Source organism: Psychrobacter sp. Choline-02u-9, from assembly GCF_002836505.1.
Classification (GTDB): domain Bacteria; phylum Pseudomonadota; class Gammaproteobacteria; order Pseudomonadales; family Moraxellaceae; genus Psychrobacter.
Genome location: NZ_PJBF01000052.1, coordinates 23178 through 40152 on the forward strand (window position 1 = coordinate 23178; position 16975 = coordinate 40152).

Sequence of the window (16975 nt, forward strand, 5' to 3'; positions counted from 1 at the left end):
TAGGAGCAAGCTATGCCAATACCCTATTACAAAGCTACCGCGTTAGCCACACGCTGTATGCAAACATTGGTAATTAGCATGGTACTAGCAAGTATGTCTGCAAATAGTGCGATTGCTAAAAATAGCGATACCCCTATTCGTTTTTCAAAAGGTGCTATTAGTAGCGTCATCACTGGTAAATTAAATCCCAATGACAATGAACGCTGGTATCGTTTTGACGCTACAAATGGACAGTATGCCGTGATAAATATTACCCCATTTGCGGGAACATCTGAGACTGCCAATGTCGGCGTATTACATATGCCAAATGGTACGCAAGATGGGAGCAAAGGCGGTATAGTCTATCAAAGCTGTTTACCTGCGACGGGCACATATCGGTTGCGTATCGCCCGCAATCTTATGGCTACCGAAGGCAAAATCGCGGGTTATAAAGTGGAAGTAATGGTACTACCAACGTATGCCAGTCAGCCTTTATGCAAATGATTGTAATCATTTAACGTTGGTAACTTTAGCCTACGAGCAGTCACCTTTTTAAGCAGTCGCTTTTTCAACCAAACAGTTTTTGAAAAGGCAAGTACTGTTAGCTACCAAGCATTTTCTTATGATAGACCGCACTTATCTCTTCAACTTCTACACATATCTGCAATGCCGCACGCCCTGATTGCTCTGCGCCTATTTTATCCTCGATAGTAGCAACCAACAGTTCAGCCAACTGGTCACGAGCGGCCATATCACGTCCACTCATCAGCTTTAGGTGGGCGTAAATAAATCCATTGGCCTGTTCATCGTCTTCAACACCTACTAGAAATGACTTAATAGGTACAATACGTGCTTTGATATCAGTAGGCAGCTTAAACTGACCACTATCCCACAATGCTTTGTTTAGCGATTTGAGTAGTGATTCTTCGTGAGCGATACTGACGTTGGGTGTTACTTGAATGGTTAAATGTGGCATGAGCATGTCCTTAAATGTAGATAAAAATAATAGATAAACCGGCGTATAAGTCTACGCCTCATCGCTATGGTCAATCTACAACAATCTTGCGCCAAAGTATTTTCAATACAAGCGAACCCAGTATAGATTACTCATAAATATGCTTAGCGAAATTGTCGACATGGCCATTTTGTAATAGGCAGATGATAGCCACCGTATAACATTTTACTCATCAGTAATACCACTAAAGCAAGCATGAAGCGTTATGGCCAACTGTGCAGGCGGCAATTCAATCTCAAGACCGCGGCGGCCACCACTTACATAGACAGTGGCCTGATCTTGAGCTGTGCTATCTATCACGGTTTTTAGCCGCTTTTTTTGACCCAGTGGACTGACGCCACCCAACACATAGCCCGTACTACGCTCTACTTGTTTTGGGTCGGCCATCTGTACTTTTTTGCAGGATAGCAATTTGTTAGAAGATAGCGCCTTCGCCATTTTTTTAAAATTAAGTGTTTTATCAACTGGTAATATCGCCACAGCGAGCACGCCAGTATCGGTGATCACTACTAAAGTTTTGAACACCTGTGTCACCGCTACGCCGAGTTTTTCTGCGGCTTCTAAACCAAACGATGCGGCATTGCTGTCGTGAGTATATTCGTGTACTTGGTAATCAAGGTTACGTTTTTTGGCAAGATCGATAGCTGGAGTCATAAGTTTTAGGCTTAATAAAATGAAATTGAAAAATAGACGCTATATTTATGAGTCATCGGTGATATAAATATATTATTACCCTAAACATGTGAACTTTCAAATGTTTGAGCATTTTGTATAATTGGTCACTCACTACAGCGTAACCAAACCGTATTAATATTGGTAGTATATACAGACACTATATATCGCTTTGGTGGCTTTTATGGCATCATAAGCGCAACATATTTGACTATTTTTGATACTGATTATGATACCGAAGTTCTTAAAAAAACGGATTTTTAAAGCGCCAGTCGCGACTGATGGCACTGCTAAAACTGATGGCATCGCGACTTATAGCACTGCTGAAACTGATGGCAATGCAATCGCTACGAAGCCTTACTCTAATGCACCGATCAATCAGCTGTATCGTAAGCTGTCAGGTCAGATGCTCGATATCGCCGTAAAACCTAAGCTATTAGGCGAGCTACCTGAGTTCGATAATGATGATCAGACGCTAAGGTTTTATGTACTGCAGGACTATTCTCGTTCCAACAGCATTCTGATTGACTTGCAGACGCAAGAGCACAACTTACCGCCTGCACTGGTTGGAGTAAATGATGCCGCCCATAATATTAAAGAAAATGCGGCCATCATATTTTTGAATCACCCAAGTGCTAAAGACAGCCAGCTGTCTCCTCGCCTTTCCCGCTTGGTATCTGCTGTGTTGCAATATCCGGAGTTAAAGGTACGTCTAGTACCCGTATCGATTCTGTGGGGACGCGCACCTGAAAAAGAAGATTCGCTATTTAAGCTACTAACTGCCGACAACTGGCAAGACCCTAGCATTACCAAGCAACTATTCAATATCGGGGTGATGGGCCGTGATACTTTTGTACAGTTTCACCCACCGCAAGACTTACGTACTATTATCAATGATAATCTTAAAGGCGACGTGGAAGGACCTGCTACCTTTGACTCAGTCGCTACAGATGCTCTTAAAGCAAGTTCAACAGCGACGGATTCACTCGATATAGATTCAACTGCCGCTACTACTACTGATGCCGCAGCTGACGCTGAGCAAACACCAAGCTATGCGCTAGTCGCATCAGCCGATAGTAATCGTGAACTGGTTCGTATGTTGCAGCAGCAACTGTCAATTTATTTAGATAAGCAGCGCGCCAGCATGCTTGGCCCTGATTTATCAGATAGACGCAACTTGGTAGACAAGCTAGTGTACTCGCCAGCGATCAAACATGCGATCGAGATGGAAGCGGCCGAAAAAGGGACCAGCGTTCGAGAAGCTCGCAGTCAGGCCAGAGGCTATGCTAATGAGATGGTCAATGACTACTCTCATTCCATTATTAGAGGCTTTTATAAATTTCTGACATGGCTATGGACGCAGTTATATGACGGCGTAGAAGTCCATCACTTCGAGCGAGTACGTGACCTTGCAACCGATTATGAGCTGATTTATGTGCCTTGTCATCGCAGCCATGTCGACTATCTATTACTGTCTTATGTTATCTACAAACGCGGCCTGAGTATCCCTTATGTCGCAGCAGGTGATAACTTAGATGTTCCTGTATTAGGCCCACTATTACGCGGTGCCGTTGCGTTTTATATTCGTCGTAGCTTCCGTGGCAACGCGCTATATACCGCTGTACTGCGCGAATATATGCATACCCTTATCACGCGTAACACCCCGATTGAATACTTCATCGAAGGTGGTCGCTCACGTTCAGGTCGCTTGCTACCGCCGAAGATGGGTATGCTAGCGATGACCGTCCATAGCCAATTACGCCAAACCAATAAGCCTGTGGTATTTATACCGACTTATATTGGTTACGAGCGTATTATGGAAGGCGGCACTTATGTCGGCGAGCTAAAAGGTAAGCCGAAAGAGTCGGAGTCTTTAATCGGGCTGCTCAAAGTTGGCCGCAAAATCGAACGTATCTTCGGTAATGTGCACTTGAGCTTTGGTACACCGTTGCATCTTAGCGATTTTATGACAAAGTTCGATGTGCCAGCCAATAGTTTGCCATCCGATCGTACTGACTCGCCGCTTGATGAAAAAACCAGCGCTATGGTTGATAACATCGGTGTGAAAGTCATGCAGCATATCAATAAAGCTGCGGTCGTCACGCCTGTATCGCTATTGTCATTAGTTTTACTATCGGCACCGAAGGCGGCATTGGATGAAAACATCTGCCGTGAGCAAATCGCTTTGTATCAAGGTCTGGCTCAGCAGCTGGTCTACTCAGAGGATACAGTTATCACTGATATGACGCCGCAGCAAATCATTGATTATGGTATTAAGTTAAAACTTATTGAGCGTACGCCGCATATCTTGGGCGATATCATTCAGGTCGCAGGTAAGCAGGCAGCGTTACTCAGTTACTTCCGTAACAACATTTTGCATGTCTTTATTTTGCTGTCGTTCCTGTCTGCACTAGTCGCACGCAACGGGCGTATCAAACGCAGCCGTCTCGATAGTATCGCTGAGCAGCTATATCCGTTCTTACAAAGTGAGCTATTCTTATATTATCCAGCACATGGCTTAGCTGATACGCTCAATAAGAAAGTTGATAACTTGCTGTCTCATGGGCTCATCGTTGAATTGGGTGATGATACGCTCAGCGTGCCTGAGTCTAATAGTAAGCACTATCAGCAGCTGCAAGTGCTTGCGACTCCAGTTGGACAAAGCCTTGAGCGTTACTTTATGACGCTTGCTCTACTTGCTCAGCAAGGCTCTGGTAATTTAACTGAAAACGAAGTTGTGGACCTGTGTCATCTGCTTGGGCAGCGTTTGTCTGTGCTCTATGCAGATGATATTCCTGACTTCTTTGATCGCGCCTTGTTTACCAGTTTCATCAGTGCGCTGACTCGTCTTGACTATCTGCAAAAAGACGATGAAACAGGTATACTGACTTTTGATCATCGTATTAATGACATCGCTCATCATGCTAAGTACGTACTAACGCCTGATATGATGCAAATCTTGCAGCAAGTCGCTAGTTTGGACGAAGAAGAAATCACTCACGCTATTACTGAGATTAGTAATAAAAAGCAGCGTAAGTTTGGGCGTAAGCGTTAATTTTAACAACTACCCATACCCTTTAAGATTTTAAGCTAAACAAAAAAAGACCGCTAACAATTAGCGGTCTTTTTTTGGATTGGACTATATTAAACAGCCGTATTAGTTAGTAATTTTCTTATACTTGGCACGTTTAGGACTGGCATCATCACCCATTGTCTTTTTACGATACGCTTCAAACTCAGTATAGTTACCATCGAACCAAACTGGGCCTTCTTCTTCGAATGCCAAGATATGAGTAGCGATACGGTCAAGGAACCAGCGATCATGCGAGACGACCATGACCGTGCCTGGGAATACTTGAATCGCATCCTCTAGCGCACGTAAGGTTTCGATATCCAAATCATTTGATGGTTCATCGAGGAGCAATACGTTTGCGCCTTGCTTTAGCGTCTTCGCTAACTGCAGACGGTTACGCTCACCACCTGATAATTGACCGACGTGTTTCTGCTGGTCTGAGCCTTTGAAGTTGAAGCGACCGATATAGGCACGGCTTGGCGTGGTGTAATCACCAACCGTAATAATATCAAGGCCGTCCGAAACTTCTTCCCATACGGTTTTATTATCATCTAAGTGATCACGTACCTGACCGACATAGGCAACTTTAACACTTTCGCCCAAGTCAACTGAACCTGTATCTGGCGTATCGCGCTCAGTAATCATGTTAAACAGCGTGGTTTTACCCGCACCATTTGGACCGATAATACCAACGATACCACCAGCTGGTACGTTAAAGCTTAGGTTTTCATACAGCAGACGATCGCCGAATGATTTAGAGATGTCATTGATCTCAATAACCTTGTTACCCAAACGTGGACCAGGTGGAATATAAATCTCAGAAGTCTCATTACGTTTTTGGAACTCAGTTGAGTTCAACTCTTCAAAACGCTGTACACGAGATTTAGACTTGGCCTGTTGGCCTTTTTGATTTTTACGAATCCACTCAAGCTCTTTTTTCAGCGCTTTAGCAAATGATTCTTCTTGCTTATTTTGCTGCTCTAGACGCGTGTTCTTTTGCTCTAGCCACTCAGTATAGTTGCCTTCATACGGATAGCCATGGCCACGGTCAAGCTCCAAGATCCACTGAGCAACATTATCCAAGAAATAGCGATCATGGGTAATGGCAACGATCGTACCACTGTAGTTCTGCAAGAACTGCTCTAGCCATGCAACAGACTCGGCGTCCAAATGGTTGGTCGGTTCGTCAAGTAATAGCATGTCAGGGCGCGACAATAGCAGACGGCATAGTGCCACACGGCGTTTCTCACCACCTGACAGTTTGCTAACGTCAGCATCCCATGGTGGCAGACGTAGCGCGTCGGCTGCTTTTTCTAGCTGGTTATTTAAGTTGTGCGCATCCCAAGACTGGATGATATCTTCCATCTTGCCTTGCTCTTCAGCAAGCTTATCAAAATCAGCATCAGGCTCTGCGTATTCAGCATAGATAGCATCTAGACGTGCTAGCGCATCTAACGCTTCGCGCATACCGTCTTCGACATTACCACGAACGTCTTTGCTATCATCTAGCTGTGGTTCCTGTGGTAGATAGCCAACTTTGGTACCTGCTTGCGCGCGTGCTTCACCACTAAACTCAGTATCCACGCCTGCCATGATACGTAGCAAGGTTGATTTACCTGAACCGTTGATACCCAAAACACCGATTTTGGCACCAGGGAAAAACGATAGGTTGATATTTTTTAGGATTTCACGCTTAGGGGGAACAAGTTTTGACACGTTGTTCATCGTGTAAATATATTGAGCCATTAACACTCCGATAGACTGCATAGAAGAGAACAGCAAATGCAACTCAGCGATGATGCCAAGCGTGCCGTACCTCAAAATCAGGGTTACAAATTATAGGTCATTATCGCATTGTGGCGCATACCCTGCAAGCTGACAGGTTGTTTTACCAGTTGTTTTACTGTTTTTGACAGCAGGCTATGCCTTTTGGCTATAAAACTCGCTTTAAAAAATAATTCAAGGAGTCTTATCTTAATGAACTAACTTAACATTTTGATTCATTAGCGTTTTATAAAGACCACAAAAAATAGCATCAAAACTTTCGCAAATTTAATCAATAGCCGTTAGCATATTAGTGTGGCTTAACAAGGTCTATCGGCTCGATTTCATTTTCGATTATTAGAATGAATTATGAACTGACTTTGTATGCGTTACATCATTCACTTTCATAGCAATCATACAGGTACTGATAATATGGCCAACGGCTATCGCCCTGAAATTATTCAACGTGCGTTTGTCGATTTTATCGGATCGCGCTTACATCCGTTTTGGTCATTGACGACTCCTAAGTTACGCCTGATCGCACGCTATACATTAAGTGATAATTTGATAGCACTTCGTTTTGAGACCAATAGAGCCTTTAAACAGCAGACTTCTGAGATGATGGGTGGTTGGCAAGGCGGCCAATATCTCGATTTGCGCGTTTGTATCGATGGAGTTTATCACCAGCGTAGCTACTCGATAGTAGGTTTGGCGCATCAACCCCTCTGGTGGCGCGACGATACTACCGAGAGCCATACGGCAGACCAACGACATACGGTAACTATCGCGATTAAACCGCAAGGGTTGGTATCTAACTATTTAACCAAACAGATGCCACTGGCTAGCGTCGTTGATACAAGCTTGCCACTGGGTCATTTTACTTTAGCACAGGCAAAGGCAAAGGCAAATTTAGACCATAGAGAACCAGATAACCAAAAACTAAACCCTTTATTATTTGTCGCTGGCGGTAGCGGTATCACACCTATGCTCGGACTTATCACTCAAGCCTTGAGTAATGGTCACCATGTGACGCTGTTGCATTACAGTCGAACTGTTTCATCCAAGCTGCAACATCAGTGGCAAAAGCTGAACGAAGCGTATCCAGACTTCACTTATCATCTAATCCATACTGAAGATCCGACTACCTATTTGGCTGGCGTACGATACTTAAGTGTAGAGAGTCTGCTGTCGCTAAACTTACCTCTAGCAGATACGCAGATATTTGCTTGCGGTTCACCAGCGTTATTAGCTGGCTTATATAAAACCGCCGCAGAGATAACTTTCTCTACAGACAAACAGCTGCGCGATAACATCATAGTAGAGAACTTTGGTAATGCCCTAGCTAATGTTGATAATAGCAGCAATCAAACATTTGATAGAACAGTACCTGTAGCAGAACACACTGTCTATTTGCGATCACGGCAACGACAGTTTAGCAGTGACACGACCATACTGGCTGCGGCTGAGAATGCAGATGTACGGCTAGCGCATGGTTGCCGGCAAGGCATTTGCCAGTTGTGCCGCTGTAATAAAGTCAGCGGCGTGGTCAAAAATATCCAAACAGGGAAAGTGAGTGGTGATGGTTACGAATCTATTCAGACTTGCATCAATATTGCCATGACTGATGTGATACTCGATGTTTAATGACTGGCTTAATAGAACAACTGGCTCAATAGAAAGCATATGCTAAACAACCTATGAGAAATAAAAGACAAACGTTATTTTATAGGCTAAAACTCAGATAACTTATCAAACCGGATGCAGTGCTGTTCATTCATGCCGTTTCGGTTAAGGATTTATTTATGCGCTTACTACCACCCGTTACTACGCCACAATCTGCTGTACCTATCTTGACGCCACTGTCCGATACACAGCTAGCGAAAAACGCGCCTTTACCTTTGACGCCGCAAACGCCTTATACGCAGCTTAATGATGAAGCAATCAATGATAGCGGTCAGCCAGACACATCAACACGGACTCGATACCCAACAGTAACTGATGCACCCTTATCAAAGTCTCAAAGTGATGCTTTAGCTGTAGAGCTCAACGCCCTGTATAAAAGCGTTATGGACTCGCTAGGTAGTGAGGATGCACGCTACATACAGCGGATTTATGCGACTGTGGTTTATAGTGAGCTTGTCGCCCGTGGTTTACTGGCTGTCGCAGGACGCATGTCATCACGCCGCGCGCAGATAGGGACTTGGCTACTGGGCACGTCAATGCTTAGCTTTAGCAAAATACTCAACAATATGGAGCTTGGGCATAATGTCATGCATGGTCAATACGACTGGATGCAGCACCCACATCTGAACAGTCAAAAGTTTGATTGGGATATTGTTTGCCCTGCGCCATTGTGGCAACACTCGCATAACTACTTGCACCATACGTTTACCAATATTGTTGGGCGTGACCATGATGTCGGCTATCACTTGATTCGGGTGACCGATGAGCAGCCTTGGACGCCAGAAGATCGCTATAATATGTTTAGTACAGCGGTGCTGGCATTTGGGTTTGAGTGGGCGGTTGCCTTTCATGATATTCAGATCAGTGTCGATGAATACGCCGACTCTCCTGACTTGCATAAAATCATGCAGCAAAAGTCTCGCGCACTATTTGCCAAAATCGGCCGACAAGTAAGCAAAGACTATATTGTCCTGCCAGCCATAGTGGCAATGACGCTAGGCCGTCGTAGTGCTCTAAGCACACTGAGCGGGAACATGACGGCCAATACGGTTCGTAACCTGTGGACGTGGGCGGTGATTTTCTGTGGTCATTTCACTGAACAAGCACATATCTATACCCATCTCGATACTGATGAGAGCAAAGGCGACTGGTACGTGCGTCAGATTTTGGGTTCTAGCAATATCAAAGGGAATAAATGGTTTCACATTTTGACTGGCAATTTATCCCATCAGATTGAGCACCATATCTTTCCTGATATGCCAGCCAGCCACTATGCCAGTATCGCCCCGCAGGTAAAAGCGATCTGCCACAAATACAATCTGGCCTACAACACTGGACGTTTTAGCACACAGCTGCGACAAGTCATAGGACGTATCCACCACTTTAGCAAACCTAGCGAACAAGAATGGAATGCGTATAAGGCGTCAATGTCAGATACTAGTATCGAGCGTGAGACCAAACCAGCGGTCAAAGGTGGCCTTGGTCGGTTTTTACCGCCAGTTGTCCGCCAAGCCTTATCCTATGCATGGTAGTGTGCCAAAATAGTATTTTAGAAGTATTTCATTCTTACGCAGACTGGTTAACGCTAAAACTATGTACACAGCCGCTGTCATGTCTACTATTGTGGTAAGCATCTAGATTGTTCAGCGGTAATGCGTCATACTAAAATAACAACAAGTGTTTGATAAATATATGGCTAGAATTATCAGCACGTATAATGATTTTAGCATCTGTTAAATAACCTTAATTCATCATAAAAATTCGATAATAATAAATGGAGTTGTTCAATGAGTAACCAAACGACCAAACCAAATTTAGATATTACTCATAACCAAGCAGCAAATCGTTTTGAGACGACTATTGATGGTCAAACTGGCTATATCAGCTATCAAGACCGTGATGACAAGCTCGTCTATGACCACACGATCGTTCCGCAACAATTAGGCGGTCAAGGTGTCGGTTCAGCACTAGTCAAGCATGCGCTAGATTACGCCCGTGAACATGACAAAAAAGTCGTGCCGCAATGCTCATTTGTCGCCTCATATATCAGCAAGCACCCTGAGTACCAAGACCTTATCTAGCTTACTGCTACTCCTTAACGATAAAAGACTGTGTGCAATAATAGTTTTAGCAACCTATTTTAGATTAGGAGACCGATCCCAATATAACTTTTAATAAACCAATCCGTATAACAATAAAGGTTATTAATATGAGTAGTTTATCTGACAAACAAATCAATCTACAGTTAGAAGAGCTTGCTGGTTGGCAGCGCGATGGTAATAGTATCGTCAAGACCTATCACTTCAGTGACTTTATCGAAGCCATGAGTTTTATGAACCAAGCGGCATTTCATGCTGAAGCACTCGAACATCACCCTGAATGGCGTAATATATACAATATAGTCGAAGTACGCCTGACTAATCAGGATACAGGTGGTATCTCTAGTTTGGACATTCGCCTTGCAAAACGCATGGAGCATATCGTTCAGCCCAAACGTCTATAGCCTGATATTTCTGTTAAATGAGTAACTGAAGTGCTTTAGTTGAACATAAAAAAGACCCTCAATTGAGGGTCTTTTTTTATACTGGATTTTTTATAGTAATAAGCTGTGTTTACATTTTGCGACTGACAAATGCCACAATAAATAAAATCACAGCGACTGCTAAGAAGATGTATGCCAGATTAGCAGACAATCCTGCGACGCCGCCAAATCCTAATAAACTTGCTAACAGTGCGATCACTGCAAAAATAATAGCCCAACGAAACATAATATTCTCCTCAAATAATTGTTAAAAATCAGATAGTAAACTTTATATAGTATTGATTTAACTTTTTGTTTTTCTAATACCAGTCATATCTGCTTACAAACATAGATTAGCAATATTTCTCTTTAAAGAACGTGCATTTTAGTAATGATGTCAGTAGATTATGTAAAGTTTGTAGCAAGTGTTAATACCTTTTATTTTTTCTTGTCTCTATAAACATATTATTTAGGATGACGAGCATCTTATTTGCTAAATTATTGATTGCCTTATAGTTGCATATAAATAACATCAAAAATTTCTGAAAAAAATATTTGGCAATGAAAACTATGGCGACCCCATAAACTTCTAACGTATTTAGACCACTTGGTTTATAGTTTCCACTTGGTTTATAGTTTAAAGTCACATTATCATCCAATCTATTAAGGACAATACTTATGAGTACCGAGACGGATACCGCAAAACCCACGCAACAAGATACTAGCGACAACCGCCCTTATGCCGTCATCTTATATGGCGCAACAAGCTTTGTCGGACAAATAACCGCTCACTATTTAACCAATTTTTTATCCAATGCTAAAAATAAAGATGGCTCTAACGTCACTTGGGCAATTGCAGGGCGCGATGAAGAAAAACTCAATGAGCTACAGTCGAAACTTGAGAGCAAAGTAGATATTATCATTGCCAATAGTAAAGACTCTACCAGCCTTGATAAGATGACCAAACAGACACAAGTCATCATCTCAACCGTTGGCCCCTACCTCAAATATGGCGAGCCTCTTATCAAATCTTGCGCCGAAAATGGTACCGATTACGTCGATCTTACTGGTGAAGCGATCTTTATCAAAGATATGATGGACAAATATCAAGATACTGCCAAACAAAGCGGCGCACGGATTGTCAACTCTTGCGGCTTTGATTCTATCCCATCAGATTTGGGCGTGTACTTTACGCAAACCAAAGCAGAAGAGAAGTTCGGAGAAGCTTGTAATGTGATTCACATGCGAGTAAAGGCGGCAAAAGGTGGCATCTCTGGTGGTACGATTGCCTCGATGGCTACGATATTCGAAGAAGTTGGTGAAGATAAATCACGCCGTAAACAAGTGGCTAACCCTTATCTACTAAACGATGACACAGATGTGCCCAATATCCGTCAAGACAACATCAGCAAACCAGAATACGACAGCACCCATAAACGTTGGTTGGCGCCCTTTGTGATGGCTAGTATCAACACACGTATTGTACATCGCAGTAACCAGCTACTTGGTTATGAATACGGTCGCGATTTTAAATATGACGAAGCCATGTGGATGAAAGACGGCGTCAAAGGAAAACTGTCTAGCTATGCTATGAGCGCAGGTTTATTGGGCTTTGCCACTGCAATGATGATTAAACCAAGTCGCGAGTTACTATCCAAGCACGTTTTACCAAAAGCTGGCTCAGGCCCTTCTAAAGACGAGCAAGAGAACGGCTACTTTGATATTCGCCACTTTGGACAAACGGCCAAAAATGACACTATTACCGTTAAAGTAACAGGTGATCGAGATCCTGGTTACGGCAGTACTTCTCGCATGATTTCGCAGGCGGCATTATGTCTGGCACAAGATATCAGCAAAGAGGACGTTGGCGGTGGGTTCTGGACACCAGCATCTGCGATGGGAGATAAGCTAATAACTCGCTTAGAAGCGCATTCTGGTCTTAGCTTTGAAGTGATTGATAGTTAATCTATTGAATGATAACAAAGGCTCAATGTTTTTATGACCGTATCTTGGTTTCGAGATACGGTTTTTTATTACCTACTTTAAAATTTCAGCTAGGATTAAATTGAGAACAACGTATTTTTTTGGTGAACAATGTTTCTGTTTCCCAATTATTTAATACTTTATGATACTAATCACTAATGTAGTATTGCTACTATCATTTTATAGATATTGTAGAAAAATTAGATATAAACATTAGTTTAATAAAGTATATGTTATCAAAGAATTTATATAATAGAACTTAAGAATTATCTAAACACTGGTTTTGAATTATAAATAAAAACTACTGATAAAAGTCTCTATAATACTGACAAATAGCACTCAAAAAAACTATTAATAACAATCAGCTAAGTTCAAATAACAACTATAAGCAATCAAAAATTTATATTTTGAATACTAGAGACATCGGTAGATATTTATAATTAATAGACTCATTTATTAACAGCTTTAATAACACAATCAACCTTTGCTACTAATGAGTTTTTGGAAAATCTAGAAGTTAAAATATCAGCTAGACTTTAAGTATGACAGTTTCATAACGTCACAAGAAAACATTAAACTGTTAGAACCTTAATGAGTTTGCTACTGAAATATAAACTACATCATTGATAATTTGCATACAGTATTTACAGACATATTTAAATAAAAACAGCTCATTATTAAATATGAGCTATCGTTTTTAACTATTGCTAATTATGTATCATGGAGTTTTATAATGAAAAAGAATGTTTTATCACTAATCGTCGGCGCTACCCTTGTATTACCAACTATAGCAATGGCGGCACCCGTTAACAATAGCGATCTAATGCCAGCAGATATGCGTAACGCTGCTGTTGAAAGCACTGTGCAAGCCGAAATAGAAGGTCCTGATGGTGAGTTGCTCGCGACTCAACCTGGCGCTGTAGATGTCGAAGAGTCAAACACTGCTGATGTCGATATGAACATGGCTAATGAAGCAGATGAAATGAACGACGAAACTGACGATATGGATAATGAAGCAAGCGATGATAACGCATCTTTGATGAACAACGCTCAAGCAACAACCAATGCGGCAGCAATGACAACTGCTCAGGCTCCTGTACAGAACGCTCAAGCACCTAACATGCAACACAGCAATGCAGACTATCAGCCTTTGATCGCTGGTGAAGCGGCTACTGAGAACAAAGTTGCAGATGCTGCTAGTACTTTGCAAGAAAAGAAAAAAGACAAGCGTGGTGAGTTATTAGCTACTCAGCCAGCAAACGTACAGTTTAAAGAAAACCGTCGTATCGCTGTATCACGCTAAGCAGATAGTTAGTTTATTTGATTAGTTTGTAAGTGTATTACTTATATAAAAAGGCAGCCATATGGCTGCCTTTTTTGTTATACCAAACTATAAATTTTAGCTATTTTTAGCAGTATTTATTTCTTAGTTTTAGTCACGCCAGCTTCTTGTAATAAAGCACCGAGTGTACCCATTTTACTTGGGGCTTCAGCTTTATCATTTTTCACTGGCTTACTACGATTACTCGCGTTGTCTTTATCCTGACGCTTGCCACGTGGCTTAGACGGACGTTTGTCAGCAGCTGGACGGCTATTATTTGGACGATCACTATTTGTATTGTTATTGCGTGGACGACTAGTTTTCTCGCCATCTGTACTAGCTGTCGTAGACTTGGCAGCAGTACGGACAGGTTTTTCAGATTCAGGCTTCATGCTAAAGCCGATACGACCACGCTTTTCATCGATAGAGATAACCCGTACCGATACGATATCGCCAGGTTTGACACGGTTCATAGGATCTGCGACAAAGTCATTGGCCATCTGCGAGATATGTACCAGACCATCCTGATGCACACCGACGTCAACGAAACAACCGAAGGCTGTTACGTTCGTTACCACGCCTTCTAAGGTCATGCCTTCGCTCAAATCTTTGATACTATTGACGTCATCACGGAAATTGGCCGTTTTAAATTCAGGACGAGGATCGCGAGCAGGTTTGGCAAGCTCTTCGATAATCGCTTTTACGCTGACATTATCATCGTTAGCAGCCAGTGTAGTCGTATCAATCGTATTTAACACGCCATCATTACCGATGACTTCTGACAGTGGCTTGCCCGCTTGTGCGAGTAAGCTATCAACCAATGCATAACTCTCTGGATGCACACCAGTGGCATCTAATGGATTGCTACCATTATGAATACGCAAAAAACCAGCTGCTTGCTCAAATGTCTTAGCGCCTAGACGTGGGACATTTTTAAGCGCTTCACGACTATCAAATGCACCGTGCTCTTTGCGATAGGTGACGATTTGCTGCGCTACATTGCGGTTAAGACCTGCGATGTGAGCCAAGATAGCTGGGCTGGCTGTGTTTACATCCACACCAACGGCATTTACGCTATCTTGAGTTACTTTATCCAGACTGTCTGCAAGCTGGTTTTGATTGACGTCATGCTGATATTGACCAACGCCAATGGCTTTTGGATCAACTTTCACGAGCTCTGATAATGGATCCTGCAAGCGACGCGCAATAGAAACCGCGCCGCGTACAGAAACGTCTAGATTGGCCAGCTCATCACTAGCAAGTTCACTCGCTGAATAAACAGACGCACCCGACTCATTAACGATAACGGCTTTGGCTTTTAATGTATCATTCGCAGCCAAAATCTCTTTAATCATCGCATCTGTTTCGCGACTTGCCGTACCATTACCGATAGCGACCAAATCAACGTTATAGGTGCTCAACAGCGCATCGATGACTTTTTTAGCTTCATCCATCTTATTATCAGGTGCGAACGGATACACTGTCGCGATAACAGGCTTCTCTTCGCTATCTGACATGACATGACCTTGCGCATCGACGATGGCCATTTTTACGCCATGACGGATACCAGGATCGACACCCAAGATTACTTTAGGACCTGCAGGTGCAGACATTAGCAAATGCTGTAAATTGCTAGCGAACACATCAATCGCATCCGCCTCTGCGGCTAGGCGCTTTTCAGTTAATAGGCGATGCTCGATATGCGGACGCCATTTGTCTTTCCACAAGCTACTGGCTGCCTCTGCCAAAAACTCACGGCGTGCTGCTGGCGCTTTAGCATCGACGTCAAAATGACTGATGATTTTTTCGATAAAGGGTGTGTCTTCGCCTTCAATCTTTAGGCCCAAGACGTTTTCTTGACGACCGCGCAACATTGCTAATAGGCGATGATTTGGCAGTCGAGCAAGGCTTTCGCTATGCTCAAAGTAGTCTTTGAATTTTTCGCCCACTTCGCGCTTCTCTTCGCTCGCAACGCTCGATACGATACTGGCAGTTTTGGCAAAGCCACTGCGTAAATTGTCCAACAAGCCCAATGCTTGTGTCCATTCATCAACGATAATCGCTTGTACGCCAGCGAGTTGTTTTTCGATATCGCTAAAATCAACTTCGATTTCATTACCACTGTCATCAGTGATACTTGACTGGACTTGATAATCAGCCAAGGCATCTGTCGGGGTGATCTCTTGGGTCAAGACCGCTTGGGCAGCAGTATCAAGACCAGCGGCACGAGCTTTAGCAGCAGGTGAACGACGACGCGGACGATATGGCAGATAGATGTCTTCAAGCTCAAGCTTAGACGTCGCATTATCGATACGCGTCTGTAGCTCGTCGGTCAGATTGCCCTGTGTGCTTAGCAGCTCAGTAATTTTGAGGCGACGTGTTGCCATGTCACGCTCATAATTAAGCGACTTCTCTAAAGCACGTAGCTGCGCATCATCAAGATTCTGAGTCTTTTCTTTGCGGTAACGCGCAATAAAAGGAACCGTCGCGCCTTCATCATAAAGTTTGACAAACGCATTGACTTGAGCAGTCTTAATGCCAAGCGCGCGAGCAAGCTTGTCGTGAATATTCGCGTGTGTGGTTGCATCTAAAACCTGTGCATTTGTCGAGGTTTGAGATGACGTTAAGGTATCAGTGCTACTCATATACGTATCAATCGTTGAGAAATGTAGCTTTGCATTATAGCAAAAGCTGCATGAATAAAAATCCTTTTTATCTTTTCGTTATTTATTGCGCATTTTAGGACGCGAATCGTTCTATATCACACATCCTATGGACTTGTTAAACAAACGCATACAGCATTTATTATCATGGGTGATGCAATTCTCGGTGCAATCTTATACACTAAAGTATCAATAACACAAATATTGATATGTGCTGACATATTGAACAATAGTTTTTAATTTTATGAAGTGCTTATTCGTAACCAATAATTAAATAATGATAATTAATGGCAGTGTTTTT

At 42.8% G+C, this 16975-nt stretch carries 13 protein-coding genes; 8 read left to right on the plus strand and 5 right to left on the minus strand.

The annotated features are described in order from the left end of the window. Positions 1-12: 12 nt before the first annotated feature. Positions 13-483, plus strand: coding sequence for a hypothetical protein (locus tag CXF69_RS07845; protein WP_102078847.1), 471 nt, complete (start codon positions 13-15; stop codon positions 481-483). Positions 484-580: 97 nt separating this feature from the next. Here the strand turns inward: CXF69_RS07845 and CXF69_RS07850 are convergent, their stop codons facing one another. Then, positions 581-955, minus strand: coding sequence for a 5-carboxymethyl-2-hydroxymuconate Delta-isomerase (locus CXF69_RS07850; RefSeq protein ID WP_102078848.1), 375 nt, complete (start codon positions 953-955; stop codon positions 581-583). Positions 956-1159: 204 nt separating this feature from the next. Next, positions 1160-1648 carry a Cys-tRNA(Pro) deacylase gene (gene ybaK, locus CXF69_RS07855; RefSeq protein ID WP_102078849.1) on the minus strand — a complete coding sequence of 163 codons (489 nt, stop codon included), beginning with the start codon at positions 1646-1648 and terminating at the stop codon, positions 1160-1162. 424 nt (positions 1649-2072) lie between these two features. Between ybaK and plsB the strand changes: the two genes are divergently transcribed. Beyond that, on the plus strand, positions 2073-4721 hold the full coding sequence (plsB, locus tag CXF69_RS07860; RefSeq protein ID WP_416375000.1) for a glycerol-3-phosphate 1-O-acyltransferase PlsB: 2649 nt from the start codon (positions 2073-2075) through the stop codon (positions 4719-4721). Positions 4722-4823: 102 nt separating this feature from the next. On the opposite strand, the gene ettA is transcribed toward plsB, so the two are convergent. After that, entirely contained in the window at positions 4824-6485 is a 1662-nt protein-coding gene (gene ettA, locus CXF69_RS07865) for an energy-dependent translational throttle protein EttA (protein ID WP_057757965.1), read from the minus strand. A 402-nt stretch (positions 6486-6887) separates the two neighbouring features. Between ettA and CXF69_RS07870 the strand changes: the two genes are divergently transcribed. The 4 genes from CXF69_RS07870 (at position 6888) to CXF69_RS07885 (ending at position 10689) form a co-directional block, all read left to right on the plus strand. After that, entirely contained in the window at positions 6888-8147 is a 1260-nt protein-coding gene (locus CXF69_RS07870) for a flavin reductase family protein (protein WP_228706755.1), read from the plus strand. Between the two features lie 158 nt (positions 8148-8305). Continuing rightward, positions 8306-9718: a fatty acid desaturase family protein gene (locus CXF69_RS07875; protein WP_102078851.1), complete on the plus strand. Its 1413-nt coding sequence runs from the start codon at positions 8306-8308 to the stop codon at positions 9716-9718. Positions 9719-9973: 255 nt separating this feature from the next. After that, the gene (locus tag CXF69_RS07880; protein ID WP_102078852.1) at positions 9974-10267 is read left to right on the plus strand and encodes a GNAT family N-acetyltransferase; all 294 of its coding nucleotides are present in this window, start codon (positions 9974-9976) and stop codon (positions 10265-10267) included. A gap of 128 nt (positions 10268-10395) precedes the next feature. Further along, complete coding sequence (locus tag CXF69_RS07885; RefSeq protein WP_102078853.1) at positions 10396-10689, plus strand: 4a-hydroxytetrahydrobiopterin dehydratase; 294 nt, start codon at positions 10396-10398, stop codon at positions 10687-10689. Between the two features lie 109 nt (positions 10690-10798). On the opposite strand, the gene CXF69_RS07890 is transcribed toward CXF69_RS07885, so the two are convergent. Next, positions 10799-10954 carry a DUF1328 domain-containing protein gene (locus tag CXF69_RS07890; protein WP_021814049.1) on the minus strand — a complete coding sequence of 52 codons (156 nt, stop codon included), beginning with the start codon at positions 10952-10954 and terminating at the stop codon, positions 10799-10801. 431 nt (positions 10955-11385) lie between these two features. Here CXF69_RS07890 and CXF69_RS07900 point away from each other — a divergent pair, with 431 nt between their 5' ends. Both CXF69_RS07900 and CXF69_RS07905 read left to right on the plus strand, forming a co-directional pair. After that, the gene (locus tag CXF69_RS07900) at positions 11386-12672 is read left to right on the plus strand and encodes a saccharopine dehydrogenase family protein (protein ID WP_102078933.1); all 1287 of its coding nucleotides are present in this window, start codon (positions 11386-11388) and stop codon (positions 12670-12672) included. Positions 12673-13423: 751 nt separating this feature from the next. Further along, positions 13424-13993, plus strand: coding sequence for a hypothetical protein (locus CXF69_RS07905; protein ID WP_102083171.1), 570 nt, complete (start codon positions 13424-13426; stop codon positions 13991-13993). Positions 13994-14109: 116 nt separating this feature from the next. Here the strand turns inward: CXF69_RS07905 and CXF69_RS07910 are convergent, their stop codons facing one another. Next, complete coding sequence (locus CXF69_RS07910; protein ID WP_102083172.1) at positions 14110-16656, minus strand: Tex family protein; 2547 nt, start codon at positions 16654-16656, stop codon at positions 14110-14112. Between the last annotated feature and the right edge of the window lie 319 nt (positions 16657-16975).

Excerpts from the sequence above, each read along its gene's own strand:
- ybaK (WP_102078849.1), bottom strand. The coding sequence starts at position 1,648 with ATGACTCCAGCTATCGATCTTGCCAAAAAACGTAACCTTGATTACCAA.
- CXF69_RS07880 (WP_102078852.1), top strand. The coding sequence starts at position 9,974 with ATGAGTAACCAAACGACCAAACCAAATTTAGATATTACTCATAACCAA.
- CXF69_RS07850 (WP_102078848.1), bottom strand. The coding sequence starts at position 955 with ATGCCACATTTAACCATTCAAGTAACACCCAACGTCAGTATCGCTCAC.
- ettA (WP_057757965.1), bottom strand. The coding sequence starts at position 6,485 with ATGGCTCAATATATTTACACGATGAACAACGTGTCAAAACTTGTTCCC.
- CXF69_RS07905 (WP_102083171.1), top strand. The coding sequence starts at position 13,424 with ATGAAAAAGAATGTTTTATCACTAATCGTCGGCGCTACCCTTGTATTA.
- CXF69_RS07910 (WP_102083172.1), bottom strand. The coding sequence starts at position 16,656 with ATGAGTAGCACTGATACCTTAACGTCATCTCAAACCTCGACAAATGCA.
- CXF69_RS07900 (WP_102078933.1), top strand. The coding sequence starts at position 11,386 with ATGAGTACCGAGACGGATACCGCAAAACCCACGCAACAAGATACTAGC.
- plsB (WP_416375000.1), top strand. The coding sequence starts at position 2,073 with ATGCTCGATATCGCCGTAAAACCTAAGCTATTAGGCGAGCTACCTGAG.
- CXF69_RS07890 (WP_021814049.1), bottom strand. The coding sequence starts at position 10,954 with ATGTTTCGTTGGGCTATTATTTTTGCAGTGATCGCACTGTTAGCAAGT.
- CXF69_RS07875 (WP_102078851.1), top strand. The coding sequence starts at position 8,306 with ATGCGCTTACTACCACCCGTTACTACGCCACAATCTGCTGTACCTATC.
- CXF69_RS07885 (WP_102078853.1), top strand. The coding sequence starts at position 10,396 with ATGAGTAGTTTATCTGACAAACAAATCAATCTACAGTTAGAAGAGCTT.
- CXF69_RS07870 (WP_228706755.1), top strand. The coding sequence starts at position 6,888 with ATGCGTTACATCATTCACTTTCATAGCAATCATACAGGTACTGATAAT.
- CXF69_RS07845 (WP_102078847.1), top strand. The coding sequence starts at position 13 with ATGCCAATACCCTATTACAAAGCTACCGCGTTAGCCACACGCTGTATG.